Raw genomic sequence first — 16301 nt, forward strand, 5'->3', positions numbered from 1 at the left:
GTGCGCGAAGAGTGAATAGGGTGTCGGCAAAAAACAAGGACAACCGAGCAGCGGGTGCTCGCCAGGCACGCGACCTCGTCAAGGTTGCGTTCGCGCCCGCGGTGGTGGCGCTGGTCATCATCGCCGCGGTTACGCTGCTGCAGTTACTGATCGCCAACAGCGACATGACCGGGGCGTTGGGCGCGATCGCCAGTATGTGGCTGGGCGTCCACCAGGTGCCGATCTCGATCGGCGGTCGCGAACTCGGCGTAATGCCGCTGCTGCCGGTGCTGCTGATGGTGTGGGGCACCGCGCGTACGACGGCCTTGGCCACCTCGCGCTACTCCTCTTGGCTCGTCGTGCGATGGGTTGTCGCGTCGGCATTGGGGGGGCCGCTGCTGATCGCGGCGATCGCCCTGGCGGTCATCCACGACGCGTCGTCGGTCATCACCGAGCTGCAGACACCCAACGCGCTGCGGGCGTTCACCGGCGTGCTGGTAGTCCATGCCATCGGCGCGGCGATCGGGGTGTGGTCCCGGGTGGGCAGACGGGCTTTGGCGGCTTCGCCGCTTCCGAATTGGCTGGGCGATTCGCTGCGCGCCGCTGCCGGCGGGGTCTTGGCATTGCTGGGGCTATCCGGCTTGGTGACGGCAGGGTCACTGGTTGTTCACTGGGCCACGATGCAAGAGCTCTACGGGATCACCGATTCGATCTGGGGGCAGTTCAATCTCACCGCGCTCTCGGTGCTGTATGCACCCAACGTCTTCGTCGGCGCCGCGGCGGTCGCGGTGGGGTCCAGTGCCCATATTGGCTTTGCGACGTTCAGCTCGTTCACCGTCTTCGGCGGCGACATTCCGGCCGTGCCGATCCTGGCCGCGGCACCCACACCGCCGCTCGGGCCGGCGTGGGTCGCTTTGCTGATCATCGGAGCAGCATCTGGGGTCGCGCTGGGGCAGCAGTGCGCCCGTCGGCCGCTGCCGTTGCTTCCGGCAATGGCCAAGGTGCTGGTGGCGGCGCTTATCGGGGCATTGGTGATGGCGCTGCTCGGTTACGCCGGCGGCGGCAAGCTGGGCAACTTCGGCGATGTCGGCGTCGACGAGGGGGCCCTGCTGATCGGTGTGTTCTTCTGGTTCACCGTGGTTGGCTGCCTCACGGTGGCGATGGCCGGCGGGATCACCAGGCGTCCACGGCCCGCCCCGCCAGCTGACCAGGACGAGACGCCTGCGGTCGCATTCGACGAGGGCGATCAGCCCCATGATGGCGTCGATGAGCCGCCCCAGCCGCAGGACGTCGGCGTCGACGTTTCCGAAGACGACGGCGTGCCCTTAACAAGTGAAGCCGAGTCGGACTCAGGCTCTCAGCGCGAGGATTAGGTCGTGCAGTGTGCGCCGCCTGCTGCGGCAGCAGGGTGTCCGAGCGCGAGCCTGTACTGACCCTGTACTGACCCTGTACTGACCCTGTACTGACATTGTCGAGTCTGCGTACAGCGCGCCGACACGCGCGTGGCAATAGCTGTGGATGCAGGTTCGTTCGACGCGCCTGCGCGGCCGGCATCGTCGCCAGACGGGGCCTGATTTGTCTGGCTCCTCAGCGGGTCGTGCCGACCCGCTCGGATATGGCGGGTCGCCAGACTAGGCTCGCCGTGTGCAGGAACCGCTCCGGGTACCCCCGAGTGCACCGGCGCGGCTGGTGGTCCTCGCATCGGGCACCGGATCGCTGCTGAACTCGCTGCTCGAAGCGGCGGCGGGCGACTATCCGGCGCGGGTCGTTGCCGTCGGGGTGGATCGCGAGTGCCGGGCCACCGAGATCGCCGCGCGGGCATCGGTGCCGAGCTTCACGGTCCGGGTCGCCGACTACCCCAGCCGCGACGCCTGGGACGCAGCCATCACCGATGCGACCGACGCACATTCCCCGGACCTGGTGGTATCGGCAGGATTTATGAGAATCCTTGGGCCGCAATTCCTTTCAAGATTCAGCGGACGTATCCTCAACACCCATCCAGCCCTGCTGCCGGCATTCCCGGGTGCCCACGGCGTGGCCGACGCGTTGTCCTACGGTGTGAAGGTCACCGGCTGTACGGTGCATCTGGTGGATGCCGGCGTGGACACCGGGCCGATACTGGCGCAGCAGGCCGTTCCGGTGCTCGACAGTGACGACGAAGAGACATTGCACGAGCGCATCAAGGTCATCGAACGGCGACTACTCGTCGACGTGGTGGCCGCGATTGCTACCGGCGGCCTGACCTGCATCGGACGAAAGGCGACCCTGGGATGAGCACAGTATGACCGGCGACAGCGTAAGGAAGCCGATCCGCCGCGCGTTGATCAGCGTGTACGACAAAACCGGGCTGGTGGAGCTGGCTCAGGGCCTGACGGCGGCCGGCGTCGAGATCGTCTCCACCGGATCGACGGCGAAGACCATTGCCAGCAAAGGCATTCCGGTAACCCGCATCGAGGAGCTCACCGGCTTTCCGGAGGTGCTCGACGGCCGGGTCAAGACCTTGCACCCACGGGTGCACGCCGGGCTGCTGGCCGACCTGCGCAAGCCCGAACACCAGGCCGCGCTGGACAAACTCGGGGTCGCGGCGTTCGAACTGCTGGTGGTCAACCTGTACCCGTTCAGCCAGACCGTCGAATCCGGCGCCGGCATCGACGAATGCGTCGAACAGATCGACATCGGCGGGCCCTCGATGGTGCGGGCGGCGGCCAAGAATTTTCCCAGCGTGGCCGTGGTCACCGACCCACTCGGGTACGACGGGGTGCTTGCCGCGCTGCGCAGCGGCGGATTTAGCCTCGGCGAGCGTAAAAAGCTGGCGTCGCTGGCATTTCAGCACACCGCCGACTACGACATCGCCGTCGCGAGCTGGATGCAGTCGACACTGGCGCCCGAGCGCCCCGATCAGTCCGAGCCCGGATTCCCGCATTGGTTCGCCAGGAACTGGCGCCGTCAGGCGATCCTGCGCTACGGCGAGAACCCGCACCAGCAGGCCGCCCTCTACACCGACCCGGGCGCGTGGCCAGGGCTGGCACAAGCCGAGCAGCTGCACGGAAAAGAGATGTCCTACAACAACTTCACCGACGCGGACGCGGCCTGGCGGGCGGCCTTCGATCACGAACAAGTCTGTGTGGCCATCATCAAGCACGCCAACCCCTGCGGCATCGCAATCTCGTCGGTGTCCGTCGCCGACGCACATCGCAAGGCCCATGCCTGCGACCCGCTGAGCGCCTACGGCGGCGTGATCGCGGCCAACACCGAGGTCAGCGTCGAGATGGCGGAGTACGTCAGCACCATCTTCACCGAAGTCATCGTCGCGCCGGCGTATGAGCCGGGTGCCCTAGAGCTTTTGGCGCGCAAGAAGAACGTCCGGGTGCTGCTGGCGCCCGAACCGCAGAACGGCGGCACCGAATTGCGTCCGATCAGCGGAGGGCTGCTGATGCAGCAGCGCGACCAGCTTGACACACCCGGCGATAACCCGGCCAACTGGACGCTGGCAACCGGATCACCGGCCGACCCGGCGACGTTGACCGACCTGGTGTTCGCCTGGCGCGCCTGCCGCGCGGTCAAGTCGAACGCGATCGTGATCGTCGCCGACGGGGCCACCGTGGGGGTCGGCATGGGTCAGGTCAATCGGGTCGACGCCGCGCGGCTGGCCGTTGAACGAGGTAATGCTCGCGGCGGCGAGCGAGTGCGCGGCGCCGTCGCGGCATCAGATGCCTTCTTCCCGTTCCCCGACGGACTGCAGACGCTGGCCGATGCCGGGGTCAAGGCGATCGTTCATCCCGGCGGGTCGGTGCGCGATGACGAGGTAACCGCCGCGGCGGGCGAAGCCGGGGTCGCCTTGTATCTGACCGGAGCGCGTCACTTCGCTCATTAAGGCCCACTGAGGGCAGGAAAGTGGCCGGAAAGTCAGCGTTGACATCCACTCTCGTCGCCAGAAGAAAGATGGCGTCGTAGCGTGGAGTGGTGACTTCACCGAGCAACCTGCCGCGCACCGTCGGCGAGCTACGTGCCTCCGGTCATCGTGAGCGGGGGGTCAAGCAAGAAATCCGGGAAAACCTGCTGACCGCGTTGGCCGAGGGTGACGAGGTCTGGCCGGGCATTCTGGGCTTCGAGGACACGGTGTTGCCGCAAGTGGAGCGGGCCCTGATCGCAGGTCATGACTTCGTCCTGCTCGGCGAACGCGGCCAGGGCAAGACCCGGCTGCTGCGCGCGTTGACCGGACTGCTCGACGAGTGGACGCCGGTGATCGCCGGAGCCGAACTGGGGGAGCACCCGTACCGGCCGATCACGCCGGAATCGATCCGGCGGGCCGCGCAACTGCGTGACGACCTGCCGGTGGCATGGAAGCATCGCAGCGAGCGCTACACGGAGAAGCTGGCTACCCCCGACACCAGCGTGGCCGACCTGGTCGGTGACATCGACCCGATCAAGGTCGCCGAGGGCCGCAGTCTCGGCGACCCCGAGACCATCGCCTACGGCCTGATCCCGCGGGCACATCGTGGCATCGTCGCGGTCAACGAATTGCCCGACCTGGCCGAGCGCATCCAGGTGTCGATGCTCAACGTCATGGAGGAGCGCGACATCCAGGTCCGCGGCTACACGCTGCGGCTGCCGTTGGACGTCCTGGTCGTCGCCAGCGCCAACCCCGAGGACTACACCAACCGCGGTCGGATCATCACGCCGCTCAAGGACCGCTTCGGCGCCGAAATCCGTACCCACTACCCGCAGGAGCTGGACGCGGAAGTGGGTGTGATCGTGCAGGAGGCGCACCTGAGCGCACAGGTGCCCGACTATCTGATGCAGGTGATCGCGCGGTTCGCCCGGTACCTGCGGGAGTCGCACTCGATCGACCAACGGTCCGGGGTGTCGGCCCGGTTCGCTATCGCGGCGGCGGAAACGGTCGCGGCGGCGGCGCGGCACCGCGGCGCGGTGCTGGGGGAGACCGATCCGGTGGCCCGGGTGGTCGATCTGGGCACGATCATCGACGTGTTGCGGGGCAAGCTGGAGTTCGAGTCCGGTGAGGAGGGCCGTGAACAGGCCGTACTCGAGCATCTGTTGCGCCGCTCGACCGCCGACACCGCGTCCCGCGTGCTCGGCGGCATCGACGTCGGGCAATTGGTGACGGCCGTCGAGCGGGGTTCGGCGGTGACGACAGGAGAGCGGGTGTCGGCCAAGGACGTGCTGGCCGCCGTTCCGGGTCTGCCCGTCGTCGACAGGATCGCCAGAAAGCTGGGCGCGGAATCCGAGGGTGAGCGCGCCGCCGCACTGGAACTCGCGTTGGAGGCGTTGTACCTTGCCAAACGCATCGACAAGGTGTCCGGGGAAGGCCAAACCGTCTATGGCTAAGCCTTTTGGGGCGCACTCTTCGCGCTACTCGGCCTACACCGGCGGACCCGACCCGCTGGCGCCGCCGGTCGACTTGCGTGAGGCGCTCGAACAGATCGGCCAGGACGTGATGGCCGGCACTTCGCCGCGCCGGGCATTGTCCGAGCTGCTGCGCCGCGGCACCAAGACGATGCCCGGCGCCGACCGGTTGGCCGCCGAGGCAAACCGGCGCCGACGGGAGCTGTTGCGCCGCAACAATTTAGACGGCACGTTGCAGGAGATCAAAAGACTGCTCGACGAAGCGGTGCTGGCCGAACGCAAGGCATTGGCCCGCGCGCTGGACGATGACGCCCGATTCTCGGAGCTGCAGTTGGATGCGTTACCGCCGTCGCCGGCCAAAGCTGTTCAGGAGCTTTCCGAGTACCGCTGGCGCAGCGGTGAGGCCCGCGAAAAATACGACCAGATCAAGGATTTGCTCGGCCGCGAGCTGCTGGACCAACGCTTTGCCGGGATGAAGCAGGCGCTAGAAGGTGCGACCGACGAGGATCGTCGCCGGGTCAACGAGATGCTGGACGATCTCAACGACCTGTTGGACAAGCACGCCCGCGGCGAGGATACCCCGCAGGACTTCCAAGACTTCATGGACAAGCACGGCGAGTTCTTTCCGGAGAACCCGCGCAATGTCGAGGAGCTGCTGGACTCGCTGGCCAAGCGGGCAGCCGCGGCGCAGCGGTTCCGCAATAGTCTTAGCCAGGAGCAGCGCGATGAGCTTGATGCGTTGGCGCAGCAGGCATTTGGGTCGCCGTCGCTGATGCAGGCGCTGAGCCGGCTCGATAGCCATCTGCAAGCCGCGCGCCCCGGCGAGGACTGGACCGGATCCGAGCAGTTCTCCGGTGACAACCCGTTCGGTATGGGCGAGGGCACCCAGGCGCTGGCCGATATCGCTGAGCTGGAGCAGCTGGCCGAGCAATTGTCGCAGAGCTACCCGGGCGCCACCATGGACGACGTCGACCTGGACGCGCTGGCCCGCCAGCTCGGCGACCAGGCCGCCGTCGACGCCAGGACGCTCGCCGAATTGGAACGCGCACTAGTCAATCAGGGTTTCTTGGATCGTGGTTCCGACGGCCAGTGGCGGCTGTCGCCCAAGGCGATGCGCAGGCTGGGCGAGACCGCGTTACGTGATGTGGTGCAACAGCTTTCCGGACGTCGTGGCGAACGGGACCACCGGCGCGCCGGAGCTGCCGGAGAGTTGACCGGTGCGACCAGGCCCTGGCAGTTCGGTGATACCGAGCCGTGGAACATCTCCCGGACGCTGACCAATGCCGTGCTGCGCCAGGCAGGGACGCACACCCTGGACGGGCCACTGCGGATCACCGTCGACGACGTTGAGGTGTCCGATACCGAAACCCGTACCCAGGCCGCGGTTGCGCTGCTGGTCGACACCTCGTTTTCAATGGTGATGGAAAATCGCTGGCTGCCGATGAAGCGAACGGCACTGGCGCTCAACCACCTGGTGTGTACGCGGTTCCGCTCAGATGCCCTGCAGATCATTGCGTTTGGCCGCTACGCCCGAACCGTGACGGCGGCGGAGCTGACGGGTTTGGAAGGTGTCTATGAGCAGGGCACCAACTTGCATCACGCGCTGGCGCTGGCCGGACGTCACCTGCGCAAACACCCCAACGCACAGCCGGTCGTGCTGGTGGTGACCGACGGTGAGCCGACCGCTCATTTGGAGGATTTCAGCGGGGAGGGGACGGGTTCTGCTGTCTTCTTTGATTATCCGCCGCATCCGCGGACGATTGCCCACACGGTACGGGGTTTCGACGACATGGCCCGGCTGGGTGCGCAGGTAACGATCTTCCGGCTGGGCAGCGACCCGGGTCTGGCCCGGTTCATCGATCAGGTTGCACGACGGGTGGAGGGTCGGGTCGTGGAACCCGATCTCGACGGGCTGGGGGCGGCGGTGGTCGGCGACTACCTCCGGTCGCGGCGACGCAGGTAGGCGGCAACACCGTGGCGCACCGAGGTGCTGACGGATTCCATTGGCATAGCTCGCCTTGGCGTTGCGTAGGTTGTCCTCCTGGTTGGCCGGGTCTAGCGGCTACTGCCACATCAGCCACATTGGTCTCTGTGGGTGAGGGTGTTAGTTGTGCCCACCTCATAGCGACAAAGCCTGTGCGACTTGGCTTGTCGCTGCGAGCGGTCGTGGGGCTGCACTCCGGTGTGCCGAGATGGAAATCGCGTGCTGGTGGGCTTGGGTCGGCGGCGATGGCGTCGAGTGCGCGCTGATGGTGTCGAGTGCGCGCTGATGGCGCCGAGTGTGCCGTCAGGGCCGCCGATGGTGGATGTTCCCGCCCCACATACACTCTCAAAGCCGTCACCGCACACTCGATGCGGCGGCATGACAGCCGACTCGGTGAGCACGTGAGACAACCGTGGCGCTGTGCCGATGTGATTGCGGGCCAATATGGATGGGGACGAGTCGACAACTCAAGACAACGCATCCCGGAGTCGCTGTGGCAGGCGGTTCGCCCCAGCATAAGCTGCTTTGGTCAGCCGCGAGCCTCGGCTTGGGCAATGGCCCAGGCCGCGTTGACCAGCCCGATGTGACTGAACGCCTGCGGGAAGTTGCCCAACAGCTCACCGGTGGCGGGGTCGACCTCTTCGGAGAGAAGTCCCACGTCGTTGCGGTAACCGATGGCGCGCTCGAACACCTCGCGCGCCCGGTCGAGCTGGCCGGAGGCTGCCAGGGCCTGCGCCAGCCAGAATGTGCACAGCAGGAACGTGCCCTCCTGTCCGGTCAGTCCGTCGGCGTTGGCGTCGACGCTGGTGCGATAGCGATAGACCAAGCCGCGCGAGTCGACGAGCTGATCGGCGATGGCGTCGATGGTGGCCAGCACGCGAGGGTCGTCGGCGGGCAAGAATCCGGCCAGCGGAATCATCAGCGCGGAGGCGTCCAGGTCGTCGCTTTCGAATGCCTGGGTAAACGCGTTGGCCGCGTCGCTCCACCCGCGAGTGAGGATCTGATGCCGGATTTCATCGGCAGCCGCCCGCCAGCCGTCGACCCTGTCCCCGGCGCCGAGTGCATCGACCATGGCGATGGCGCGGTCGAGCGCGACCCAGCACATCAGCTTGGAGTACAGGAAGTGCTGCGGCTCGCCACGCACTTCCCAGATGCCCGAATCACGTTGCTGCCAAAGACGTGCGGCGGCATCGGCGGAGCCGATGAGGAACTCGCGTCCCGCGGCGGCGCAGGAACGGTCCGGTTGCAGCTGTTTGGCCAGGCGGTGCGCCGCACCCAGCAGTTCGCCGTACACGTCGATCTGGCTTTGCCCCCACGCGCCGTTGCCGACCCGCACCGGGCGGCTGTCGCGCCAACCGCGGAGATGACCGAGCTCACGTTCGGACAGATCATGTTCGCCACCTATGCCGAACATGATCTGAAGAGGTTCGTTGGCCCGCAGTTGCCCGGCGGAGCTGACCGCGAGATAGTCGAAAAACTGCTCCGCCTCGTCTGGACATGCGGCTACCCAGAGGGCTTCCAGGGTGAGGCTAGCGTCCCGAACCCACGAATACCGGTAATCCCAGTTACGTTCTCCGCCAACCTCTTCCGGCAGGGACGTCGTCGGGGCGGCGACCACGGCCCACGTGGGTTGGTAGGTCAATGCCTGCAAAACTCTGCCGCTGTGATGCACCAGATCGCGCCACGGTCCGTCATAGCTCTGATGGACCTTCGACCACAATCGCCACGCGTCGATTGTCGCCGCGAGCGCTGCCTCGAGCTCGGCCGGTGACATGGATGCGGGACACACCTCCGAGGTGGTGCGATGTTGCAACCCGAGGGACAGCCGCTCACCCTCTCGCATCCGGAATCGGCCGCTGGCGTCGGAATCGGTAACCCCCAGCGGAATTGGGCAACACAGGAGCAGGACGTCGGCACCGCCGCGTACCAGGATGCAGCCGTCGGCAGTGGACACCAACGGTGTGACCACCCCGTACTCCGGGCGTGTCGAGAATTCGACGGTCACCTCCACCTCGCCCGCGGTACACGTTAGCGACCGCACCAGCAGCCGAGGGGCGGTCGCGCCCAACTGGTGTGGGTCATCCACGTACCCGGTGGCGAGGGCATCGCATAGCACCAGCGTGCCGGTGCCGGTGGTGAACGTCGTCTCGAGCACCATGGTCTGGTCGACGTAACGGCGTTTGACCTCCGCGCCGGGATCGGTGGGGTGCACCGAGAAAAACCCGGCGTCCGCGTCGAGCAGTCTGGCGAACACCGATGGCGAGTCGAACCGGGGCAAGCAAAGCCAGTCGACTGAACCGCTGCGGCTGACCAGCGCTGCAGTATGCCGGTCAGATAGCAGGGCGTAGTCGGCAATTGGTGTGGTGCTCACCGGGTGCCTCCTAGGTGCCGCGTAGTTCCCGCTTGCCTACCACACAGTTGGCCGTGTCGTCGCCATTCTCGCGGCGCGGCTTTCGAACTGGGGTACACCGCCGTTGTGTCGTCGTGGGGGCCGCGATTCGCGGCCCTTCCGCTGCCGCCGGTTTCAGCGCATCGGCCGGCCGGGAACCGTAACTTTGCCGTGCATATCGCGGATGTATACCGAAGAGGAGGGTATCCCGTTTGCAGCAATCAGCATGGCGGGTGCCTGCCGATTGCCGAGCCGATTCACCTGTAGTACTGGACCGAGGAGATCGATATGACTGCGCACCGAAGCACCGATGCCTGGCCCAGCTTGCGCGTCGACGAGTGGACGCCAACCCGGGAAACGCTGCATATGTGGACTCAGATCGTCGGCAAGATCCGGCTCGCTCATGCCCCGATGGTCAACCATTGGTGGCAGGTGACGTTGTACGTTACCCCCCGCGGGTTGACGACGTCCGCAATCCCTTATGGGAGCGAGGTCTTCGATATCGAATTCGACTTCATCGACCATCAGTTGGTGATCCGCAGCAGCACTGGTGCTACCCGTACCGTCCGACTGGAACCAAAATCCGTCGCTGAGTTCTACGCCGAAACCATGCAGGCATTAGTCGAATTGGGCTTCCCCACCCGCATCCAGTCACACCCGAATGAGGTCGACCCGGCTCCTGGGTTCGCTGAGGACGTCGAGCACGCCTCGTACGACCCGGACGCGGCGAATCTGTTCTGGCGCCAACTGATTCAGGCGCACCGTGTGTTGAGCCGGTTCCGGTCCCGGTTCGCCGGAAAGGTGAGTCCGGTACATTTCTTCTGGGGTGCAATGGATATCGCATGTACCAGATTTTCCGGGCGTGGCGCACCCCGCCATCCTGGCGGTGCCCTCAACTTGGGCGATTGGGTTATGGCGGAGGGATATTCGCGGGAACTGAGCAGCTGCGGGTTCTGGCCAGGCGGTGGTGACGAGGGCGCCTTCTATGCCTACGCCTACCCCGAACCCGACGGCTTCGCCGGTCACGCTGTCACTCCCGGGCAGGCCTACTACAGCAAAGACCACGGCGAGTATCTGCTGCCCTACGAGATCGTGCGACAGGCGGCCGACCCGGATCAGGTGCTTCTGGGATTCTTGCAGGACACCTACGAAGCAGTGGCCACCAGAGCTGAGTGGGATCGCGCGCTGCTGGAAGAAGATCCGGATCGTTGGAAGGAGCGTGAAACGCGCTCTTGAGGAAGTCTTTGAAGATCGGCGACATGATGACGGGCTGCGTTCTCGACGTGGTTCGCGACCACGGTGACTGGTGCCGGGCTTACCGGAGCGCCGACCGCGGATCAATACGCGTCGCGGCTTCGGCCCCCGGGCGACCCGTACAGGTATGGGTAGTGGACATCGGGGTCGTTGGGGGGCCGCATGTTTGGTGGTGGTGGGGCGGTGCGCCAGGCGGCCGGGAGATGGCAACCGGTGTCGTAGGAGTAGGCCAGTGGGCTGTGCGCGTCGCCGTTCACCAAATCGATCAACGTGCCGTCGTCGCGGATTTGGGAATCATTGGCCGATCCCAACGGCAGGGGTGGGTCGCCGGGGGCGGAGTTGTTGGGCCGAAAACCCGCCGCCTTGAACACCGGCGCCAGATCAGTGACAATCTGCAGCCACTGCTCCTGGGTCGCCGCCGGACGGCCGAGGAAGTGATCGCTTTCTTCCTGTCGGCCGATTGAGCGCGTGAACGGCTGCTTGCACCCGTTAGTTGGGTTATCGATCTTGAGGTGAGAGAACACAGTTTGTTGCGAATATTTAGCTTTAGCGATCACCGCCCGGATGGTGGCGTCGAGGTTGGCGAGCTGCTGCTGGACCGTCTCTAGGTCGGGGCGTTGGTTGACGATTTGTTGTAGGCGGTCCAACTCCTGGCGGCCGGGATTGGCATAGGGGTCGAAGGTATTGGGTTTGATGCAGCTGGTGAGCAGCAGCGTGATGCACACCAGCTCGGCTGTCAAGGGACGGCGTGCTCGATTCATGAGGTCCTCAGCGGGATTGGAGGCGGCATTTCGTGGGGGCCGGCGCCAGCCGGGAGCGCGTCTACCCGACCGCGCGGGGGCGTGATGAGGTCGTCGGTTTTCCGGCAAGCAGCCGTTGCCATGTTGTAGCCGCGCAGTTGCCCCCTGCGGTGCGGCGCGGAACGCACCGAACTCGGGAATCACTTGGGACACATCACTATTGATTCGGTAGGTATACCCTGGCTGCGATCGCTGGTCAAAAGGCGTCGCGGGTTCGGCCGCCGGGGGATCCGTACAGGTATGGGTAGTGGACGTCGGGATCGTTGGGGGGCCGCATGTTCGGTGGTGGTGGCGCGGTGCGCCACGCGGCCGGGAGGTGACACCCGGCGTCGTAGGAGTAGGACAGTGGGCTGTGCGCGTCGCCGTTCACCAAATCGATCAACACGCCGTCATCGCGGATTTGCGAGTCGTTTGCCGATCCCAAAGGAAGCGGGGGATCGCCCGGTGCGGCGTTGTTAGGCCGAAAACCCGCTGCCTTGAACACGGGCGCCAACTCGGTGACGATCTGCAGCCATTGCTCTGGGGTAGGTGCAGGTTCGCCGAAGAATATGTCGCTTTTGAATTGCCGTCCGATGGTCCGGACGAAAGGGTCGTTGCAACCGCCGGGTGGATGTCCGAGCTTGAGATTCGTGAATCTGGTCTGTGGCGAGTACTTCGTGATTGCTGACCTGATAGTTGCGTCGAGGTTGGCTAGTTGCTGCTGGACCGTCTCCAAGTCGGGGCGTTGGTTGACGATTGTTTGTAGGCGATCCAGCTCGTCGCGGCCGGGATTTGCATAAGGGTCGAAGGTATTGGGTTTGACGCAGCTGGTGAGCATCATAGTGATTGCGAGCAGCCCGGCGGCACCGAATCGATGTGCTCGGTTCATTCGTGGTGAAGGGGGATCGGAGGTGGTACTTCATAAGGGCCAGCACCGCCGGGAAGCCGGTCCACACCGACCGCGCGAGGTGTGATGAGGTCATCGGGGAGTCCGGCCAGCACAGCTGCCATGTTGTAGCCGCTCATCCGAAGTTCGCCGTTGCTTCCCATGCGGGCATACTCCGAATGGCCGTAGGCCCGCTCATGAAGGTTCCCGTCCCCATACTCACCCCCTAGGGCCAGTCCAGTACTGGTCGAAAGTTCAGTCATGCCGGGCACATCTTGCGGTGCGGCGCCAAAGGCACCGAATTCGGGGATTATCTGGGACACATCATCATTGACGCCAATCATGTAGTAGGCATGCCCTGGCTGCACACCCAATTGTGATGCGCTGGTGAGTTCGGTGCCAGGCGAACCGTACAGCACGACGTCGCTTACTGGTGACCCCTGCTGCAACGCCAGACTTGTCACCAGGGACCCGTAGGAGTGCCCGAATGCGGTGATGTGTTGATCCGAAACATTGCTGCCAGCCGCGATGCCCTTGTAGAAGCGGTTCAATGGCCCTGCGGCATCGCGAGCCGACCAGTCATGCGTCACGTCCTTTAGGCTGTCCGGCGCGTCGTAACCTAACCAGGCAATGGATGCCACGGCATCAGGGTTTGGGACGTGAGCGCGTCGACGCAAAAGGCTCGCCTCACGTCGCTGAGCCTGGGCTTCGCCAACCATATCCTTCACGCTGGAGCTGACCCGCGTGTTTAAACCGCCCACGGTCACCCCGACTCGTTCCGCATTGTCAACATCACCAACACCAACCGCCGCCAATACTTTGCGGGAATTGCTGGTGGTGTCCAGCAGGAGCAGGCTGGCCCCCTCATTTGCTGGGTCAGTAAGCGCGTCGCGCAGCGCCTGCAGATCCGCCAACTTCTCGGTGTCCGTATGCCACACGCCATTACCATCCAGCCAACCGCGCTGCAGCCGGTCGAGTTCGCGTTGCAGCACCGGCATATTGAGCTCGTAGCGCACACTGGCCGGGATGCCGTCGAGATTGCGAATGGCGTTGGGGAACCACTGTTTGACCCGATCCTGCTGTCCCGGTGTCAGCGAATGCCACCACTTGCTCACCTCCTTCGGATCGCTACCCGGTGGCGGCATCTGCGGCATCTTGGGTGGCTCATGGCTGAGTTGGGTGTTGACTTGCTGTGGTGACAAGTCCCCGGCGGCGCCCCGAATCGCCGCGGCCAGATCCTCATCGGCGGTCTCGGCGTCAGCCAGCAGACGCTTGATGCTTTCGGTCAGCCTGATCGCGGCACTGAGAATCGACTGCTGATCAGCAGGGGAGTACGACCACAAGTCAGCGGGCGGCAACGCCGTACCGGTCGCGTCGTCAATCGTCAGGTGGTAATCCCGGGCACTATCGCGAATAGCCTGCAGCCGCAACTTGATTGCGGCCACCTCGTCGGCCGATTTCTCCGCGGCCCGTGCGGCCGCCTCGCACGCGTCGGCATGGTCGTCGAGAAGCATTGTCGTGCGGTGCGTTGCCGCCAGCGCCGCATCGGCGGCATCACCACCGAAGTCCAGCAACCGCATGGTGTCAGTGAGCGCCGCCGATGTGGTGCGGGTGCCGTGTGCGCGGTCAATCGCCGCCTGAAACACCGTCCTGATCGCCCCAGGATCCCAGCGCTCAATATCAGCTAACGTCAACGCCATCGAATCGACCGTTGCTGCCAGCCTGCGCACGGACTGCGGCGAGCGCCGCGGCGTTGCTCTGGTCCATCTCAGCGAAGCCGACCGCCGCGAGATGCATGCCGCAGGAATGCTCACCGAATCGGTCGGCGTGGGTGGCGCTGACCGTCTCCCAGCTACCCAGCAACCCCGACAGCGCGCCAGCCGAGGAACCGACCCATCCCGACCGCGCGCCTTCGGCTGCACCGTGGCACGACTGGTGCAAAACCAGCAGTGACTCAACGTGATTGGCCAACGCATATCCCACCCGAGTCAGGACCTCAGGAACGACACGCAACGTCTCCATCATCGACCCTCCCGATCAGCCAGCAAGCAAACCTTCCGGGGAGTATGGCACACACCCGCCAACCGAGCTATTCACCTTCGGCGGCCGTACCGAGCTACTTTCGGGGTTTGCGCGCCTTACGCTTGATGCCCACGCCACCCCAGAACGAGAAGCCGCGGATCTTCACCCTGGGTGCACCCCGGCTGCCCTCGCCCACGACTTCGTGGTCGAAGTTGCCCATCACACCGCGGCCGTGGATTTCGACGTGGACTTCCGGGGGCAGCAGGATGGTCTGCACACCCATGATCGAGTATGCGCGGATCTCGACCTCGGTTGAGGTGAAGTCGGCGTAGCGCAAATCCAGCACGCCGGTTCCCCAGAGCGTGAAGGTGGTCAGCTTCTTCGGCACATTCCACCGGCCGCGCCGCTCGAACCCGCTCAGCAGGGCGAGCAGCAGGGTCGACGGTGCCGGGTTGCAGTTACCGCCGCGACGGGGGCTTACCGAGGCGCCGGGCAGGTCGGCCGCCAGCTGGTCCAGCTCTCGATAGGTGGTTGCCGCGTAAGCCCTGGTAAGCCGATCTTCGTACTCGTTGAGCTGCAGGCGACCCTGTTCCGCCGCGTACGCCAGCAACTGCGCGGTCTGAATGCGATCGGTGTCAGCCGCGAGCGACGAATCGTCACGCGTGTCCTTCGTGTCGCGCTGGGCCGGGTTGCTCATCACCCACGAGCGTACGACGTCCAGGATTTGCTGCAAGCTGGTTGGCTAAACTGCAACCTTCCCCCGGGTAAGTCCGACTCGCCTAGCCGGCAACGGTGCTGCTCAGCCACTCGGCGGATCGGATTTGACCCAACTCGGTGGACGTTTCTGCAGGAATGCCAGCATGCCCTCGCGAGCTTCCTCCGAAACGAACAGCCGCGCCGATTCCCCGGCGAGCCGTTGGGCGTCGCGGTCGAATCCTTCCAGTACCGCGGCGGTCGTCAGCGCCTTCGATGCCGCCAGGCCCTGCGGTGACCCGCGGCCCACCTCGGCGACCAACTTGGCCACCGCAGCATCCACGTCGTCGGCTGCCATGGTGACCAAGCCGATCTCGGCGGCTTCGCTGGCGCCGAACGTCTCGCCGGTCAGGTAGTACCGGGCCGCCGCACGCGGCGATAGCTTGGGCAGCAACGTCAGCGAAATGATCGCCGGGGCCACGCCGATCCGCGCCTCGGTCAGCGCAAAGGTACTGCGCGGGCCGGCGACCACCATGTCGCACGCCCCGACCAGACCGAACCCGCCGGCTCGGACATGCCCGTTGACCGCGCCGATGACCGGCCGTGGGGACTCGACGATGGCGCGCAGCACCGTCGTCATCTCCCGGGCCCGCGCCACCGCCATGTCGTATGCCGATGGTGGCGACCCGCTTGGCCCGGCTGCGCCGCGCTCGCGATCGCCACGCGGGTCACCACCGCCGGCCTCGCTCAAGTCCGCACCCGCGCAGAAGGTGCCGCCGGTGTGGGTGAGCACCACCACCCGTACCGCCGAATCCGCCGCCGCGTCTCGCAGTCCCTGATGCAGCTGGCTGACCAAGACGTTCGACAATGCGTTGCGGTTGTGCGGCGAGTTGAGCGTGAGCCGGGCAGCCACGCCCTCTCTAGTGTATTCGACGAGCCTGTCCATCAGTA

General features: G+C 65.4%; 13 protein-coding genes. 6 read left to right on the top strand and 7 right to left on the bottom strand.

Features of this window, described 5'->3' with window-relative positions:
• Positions 1 to 11: 11 nt before the first annotated feature.
• From CDN38_RS18955 to CDN38_RS18975, 5 genes are all read left to right on the top strand, one after another.
• A complete protein-coding gene (locus CDN38_RS18955) occupies positions 12 to 1352 on the top strand; it encodes a cell division protein PerM (protein ID WP_075510741.1) in 1341 nt (446 codons plus the stop codon).
• A gap of 271 nt (positions 1353 to 1623) precedes the next feature.
• A complete protein-coding gene (gene purN / locus CDN38_RS18960) occupies positions 1624 to 2253 on the top strand; it encodes a phosphoribosylglycinamide formyltransferase (RefSeq protein WP_075510740.1) in 630 nt (209 codons plus the stop codon).
• A 7-nt stretch (positions 2254 to 2260) separates the two neighbouring features.
• The gene (gene purH, locus CDN38_RS18965) at positions 2261 to 3853 is read left to right on the top strand and encodes a bifunctional phosphoribosylaminoimidazolecarboxamide formyltransferase/IMP cyclohydrolase (protein ID WP_075510739.1); all 1593 of its coding nucleotides are present in this window, start codon (positions 2261 to 2263) and stop codon (positions 3851 to 3853) included.
• 86 nt (positions 3854 to 3939) lie between these two features.
• Positions 3940 to 5325, top strand: coding sequence for a sigma 54-interacting transcriptional regulator (locus CDN38_RS18970; RefSeq protein WP_075510738.1), 1386 nt, complete (start codon positions 3940 to 3942; stop codon positions 5323 to 5325).
• The gene (locus CDN38_RS18975) at positions 5318 to 7306 is read left to right on the top strand and encodes a VWA domain-containing protein (protein ID WP_075510737.1); all 1989 of its coding nucleotides are present in this window, start codon (positions 5318 to 5320) and stop codon (positions 7304 to 7306) included. Before CDN38_RS18970 ends, CDN38_RS18975 begins: the two co-directional genes overlap by 8 nt.
• 550 nt (positions 7307 to 7856) lie before the next feature.
• On the opposite strand, the gene CDN38_RS18980 is transcribed toward CDN38_RS18975, so the two are convergent.
• Positions 7857 to 9698, bottom strand: a complete 1842-nt coding sequence (locus tag CDN38_RS18980) for a glycoside hydrolase family 15 protein (protein WP_075510736.1) — start codon at positions 9696 to 9698, stop codon at positions 7857 to 7859.
• 306 nt (positions 9699 to 10004) lie between these two features.
• Between CDN38_RS18980 and CDN38_RS18985 the strand changes: the two genes are divergently transcribed.
• Positions 10005 to 10952, top strand: coding sequence for a DUF5996 family protein (locus tag CDN38_RS18985; protein WP_075510735.1), 948 nt, complete (start codon positions 10005 to 10007; stop codon positions 10950 to 10952).
• 101 nt (positions 10953 to 11053) lie between these two features.
• On the opposite strand, the gene CDN38_RS18990 is transcribed toward CDN38_RS18985, so the two are convergent.
• From CDN38_RS18990 to CDN38_RS19015, 6 genes are all read right to left on the bottom strand, one after another.
• Complete coding sequence (locus CDN38_RS18990; protein WP_075510734.1) at positions 11054 to 11731, bottom strand: LppA family lipoprotein; 678 nt, start codon at positions 11729 to 11731, stop codon at positions 11054 to 11056.
• A 235-nt stretch (positions 11732 to 11966) separates the two neighbouring features.
• On the bottom strand, positions 11967 to 12638 hold the full coding sequence (locus tag CDN38_RS18995; protein ID WP_075510733.1) for an LppA family lipoprotein: 672 nt from the start codon (positions 12636 to 12638) through the stop codon (positions 11967 to 11969).
• Positions 12635 to 14335, bottom strand: coding sequence for an alpha/beta hydrolase family protein (locus CDN38_RS19000; RefSeq protein ID WP_099319113.1), 1701 nt, complete (start codon positions 14333 to 14335; stop codon positions 12635 to 12637). Before CDN38_RS19000 ends, CDN38_RS18995 begins: the two co-directional genes overlap by 4 nt.
• On the bottom strand, positions 14316 to 14660 hold the full coding sequence (locus CDN38_RS19005) for a hypothetical protein (protein ID WP_099319114.1): 345 nt from the start codon (positions 14658 to 14660) through the stop codon (positions 14316 to 14318). The genes CDN38_RS19000 and CDN38_RS19005 overlap by 20 nt, the downstream gene beginning before the upstream one ends.
• Before the next feature lie 91 nt (positions 14661 to 14751).
• Positions 14752 to 15354, bottom strand: a complete 603-nt coding sequence (locus CDN38_RS19010; protein WP_075510650.1) for a DUF1707 SHOCT-like domain-containing protein — start codon at positions 15352 to 15354, stop codon at positions 14752 to 14754.
• A 102-nt stretch (positions 15355 to 15456) separates the two neighbouring features.
• The gene (locus tag CDN38_RS19015; RefSeq protein ID WP_075510605.1) at positions 15457 to 16296 is read right to left on the bottom strand and encodes an enoyl-CoA hydratase family protein; all 840 of its coding nucleotides are present in this window, start codon (positions 16294 to 16296) and stop codon (positions 15457 to 15459) included.
• Positions 16297 to 16301: the final 5 nt, after the last annotated feature.

Source organism: Mycobacterium ostraviense (assembly GCF_002705925.1).
Taxonomy (GTDB): domain Bacteria; phylum Actinomycetota; class Actinomycetes; order Mycobacteriales; family Mycobacteriaceae; genus Mycobacterium; species Mycobacterium ostraviense.

What these genes read in the sequence shown, in the direction of transcription:
- purH (WP_075510739.1), top strand. Translation starts at nt 2,261, where the DNA reads ATGACCGGCGACAGCGTAAGGAAGCCGATCCGCCGCGCGTTGATCAGC.
- CDN38_RS18975 (WP_075510737.1), top strand. Translation starts at nt 5,318, where the DNA reads ATGGCTAAGCCTTTTGGGGCGCACTCTTCGCGCTACTCGGCCTACACC.
- CDN38_RS18985 (WP_075510735.1), top strand. Translation starts at nt 10,005, where the DNA reads ATGACTGCGCACCGAAGCACCGATGCCTGGCCCAGCTTGCGCGTCGAC.
- CDN38_RS18990 (WP_075510734.1), bottom strand. Translation starts at nt 11,731, where the DNA reads ATGAATCGAGCACGCCGTCCCTTGACAGCCGAGCTGGTGTGCATCACG.
- CDN38_RS18995 (WP_075510733.1), bottom strand. Translation starts at nt 12,638, where the DNA reads ATGAACCGAGCACATCGATTCGGTGCCGCCGGGCTGCTCGCAATCACT.
- CDN38_RS19000 (WP_099319113.1), bottom strand. Translation starts at nt 14,335, where the DNA reads ATGGCGTTGACGTTAGCTGATATTGAGCGCTGGGATCCTGGGGCGATC.
- CDN38_RS19005 (WP_099319114.1), bottom strand. Translation starts at nt 14,660, where the DNA reads ATGATGGAGACGTTGCGTGTCGTTCCTGAGGTCCTGACTCGGGTGGGA.
- CDN38_RS19010 (WP_075510650.1), bottom strand. Translation starts at nt 15,354, where the DNA reads ATGAGCAACCCGGCCCAGCGCGACACGAAGGACACGCGTGACGATTCG.
- CDN38_RS19015 (WP_075510605.1), bottom strand. Translation starts at nt 16,296, where the DNA reads ATGGACAGGCTCGTCGAATACACTAGAGAGGGCGTGGCTGCCCGGCTC.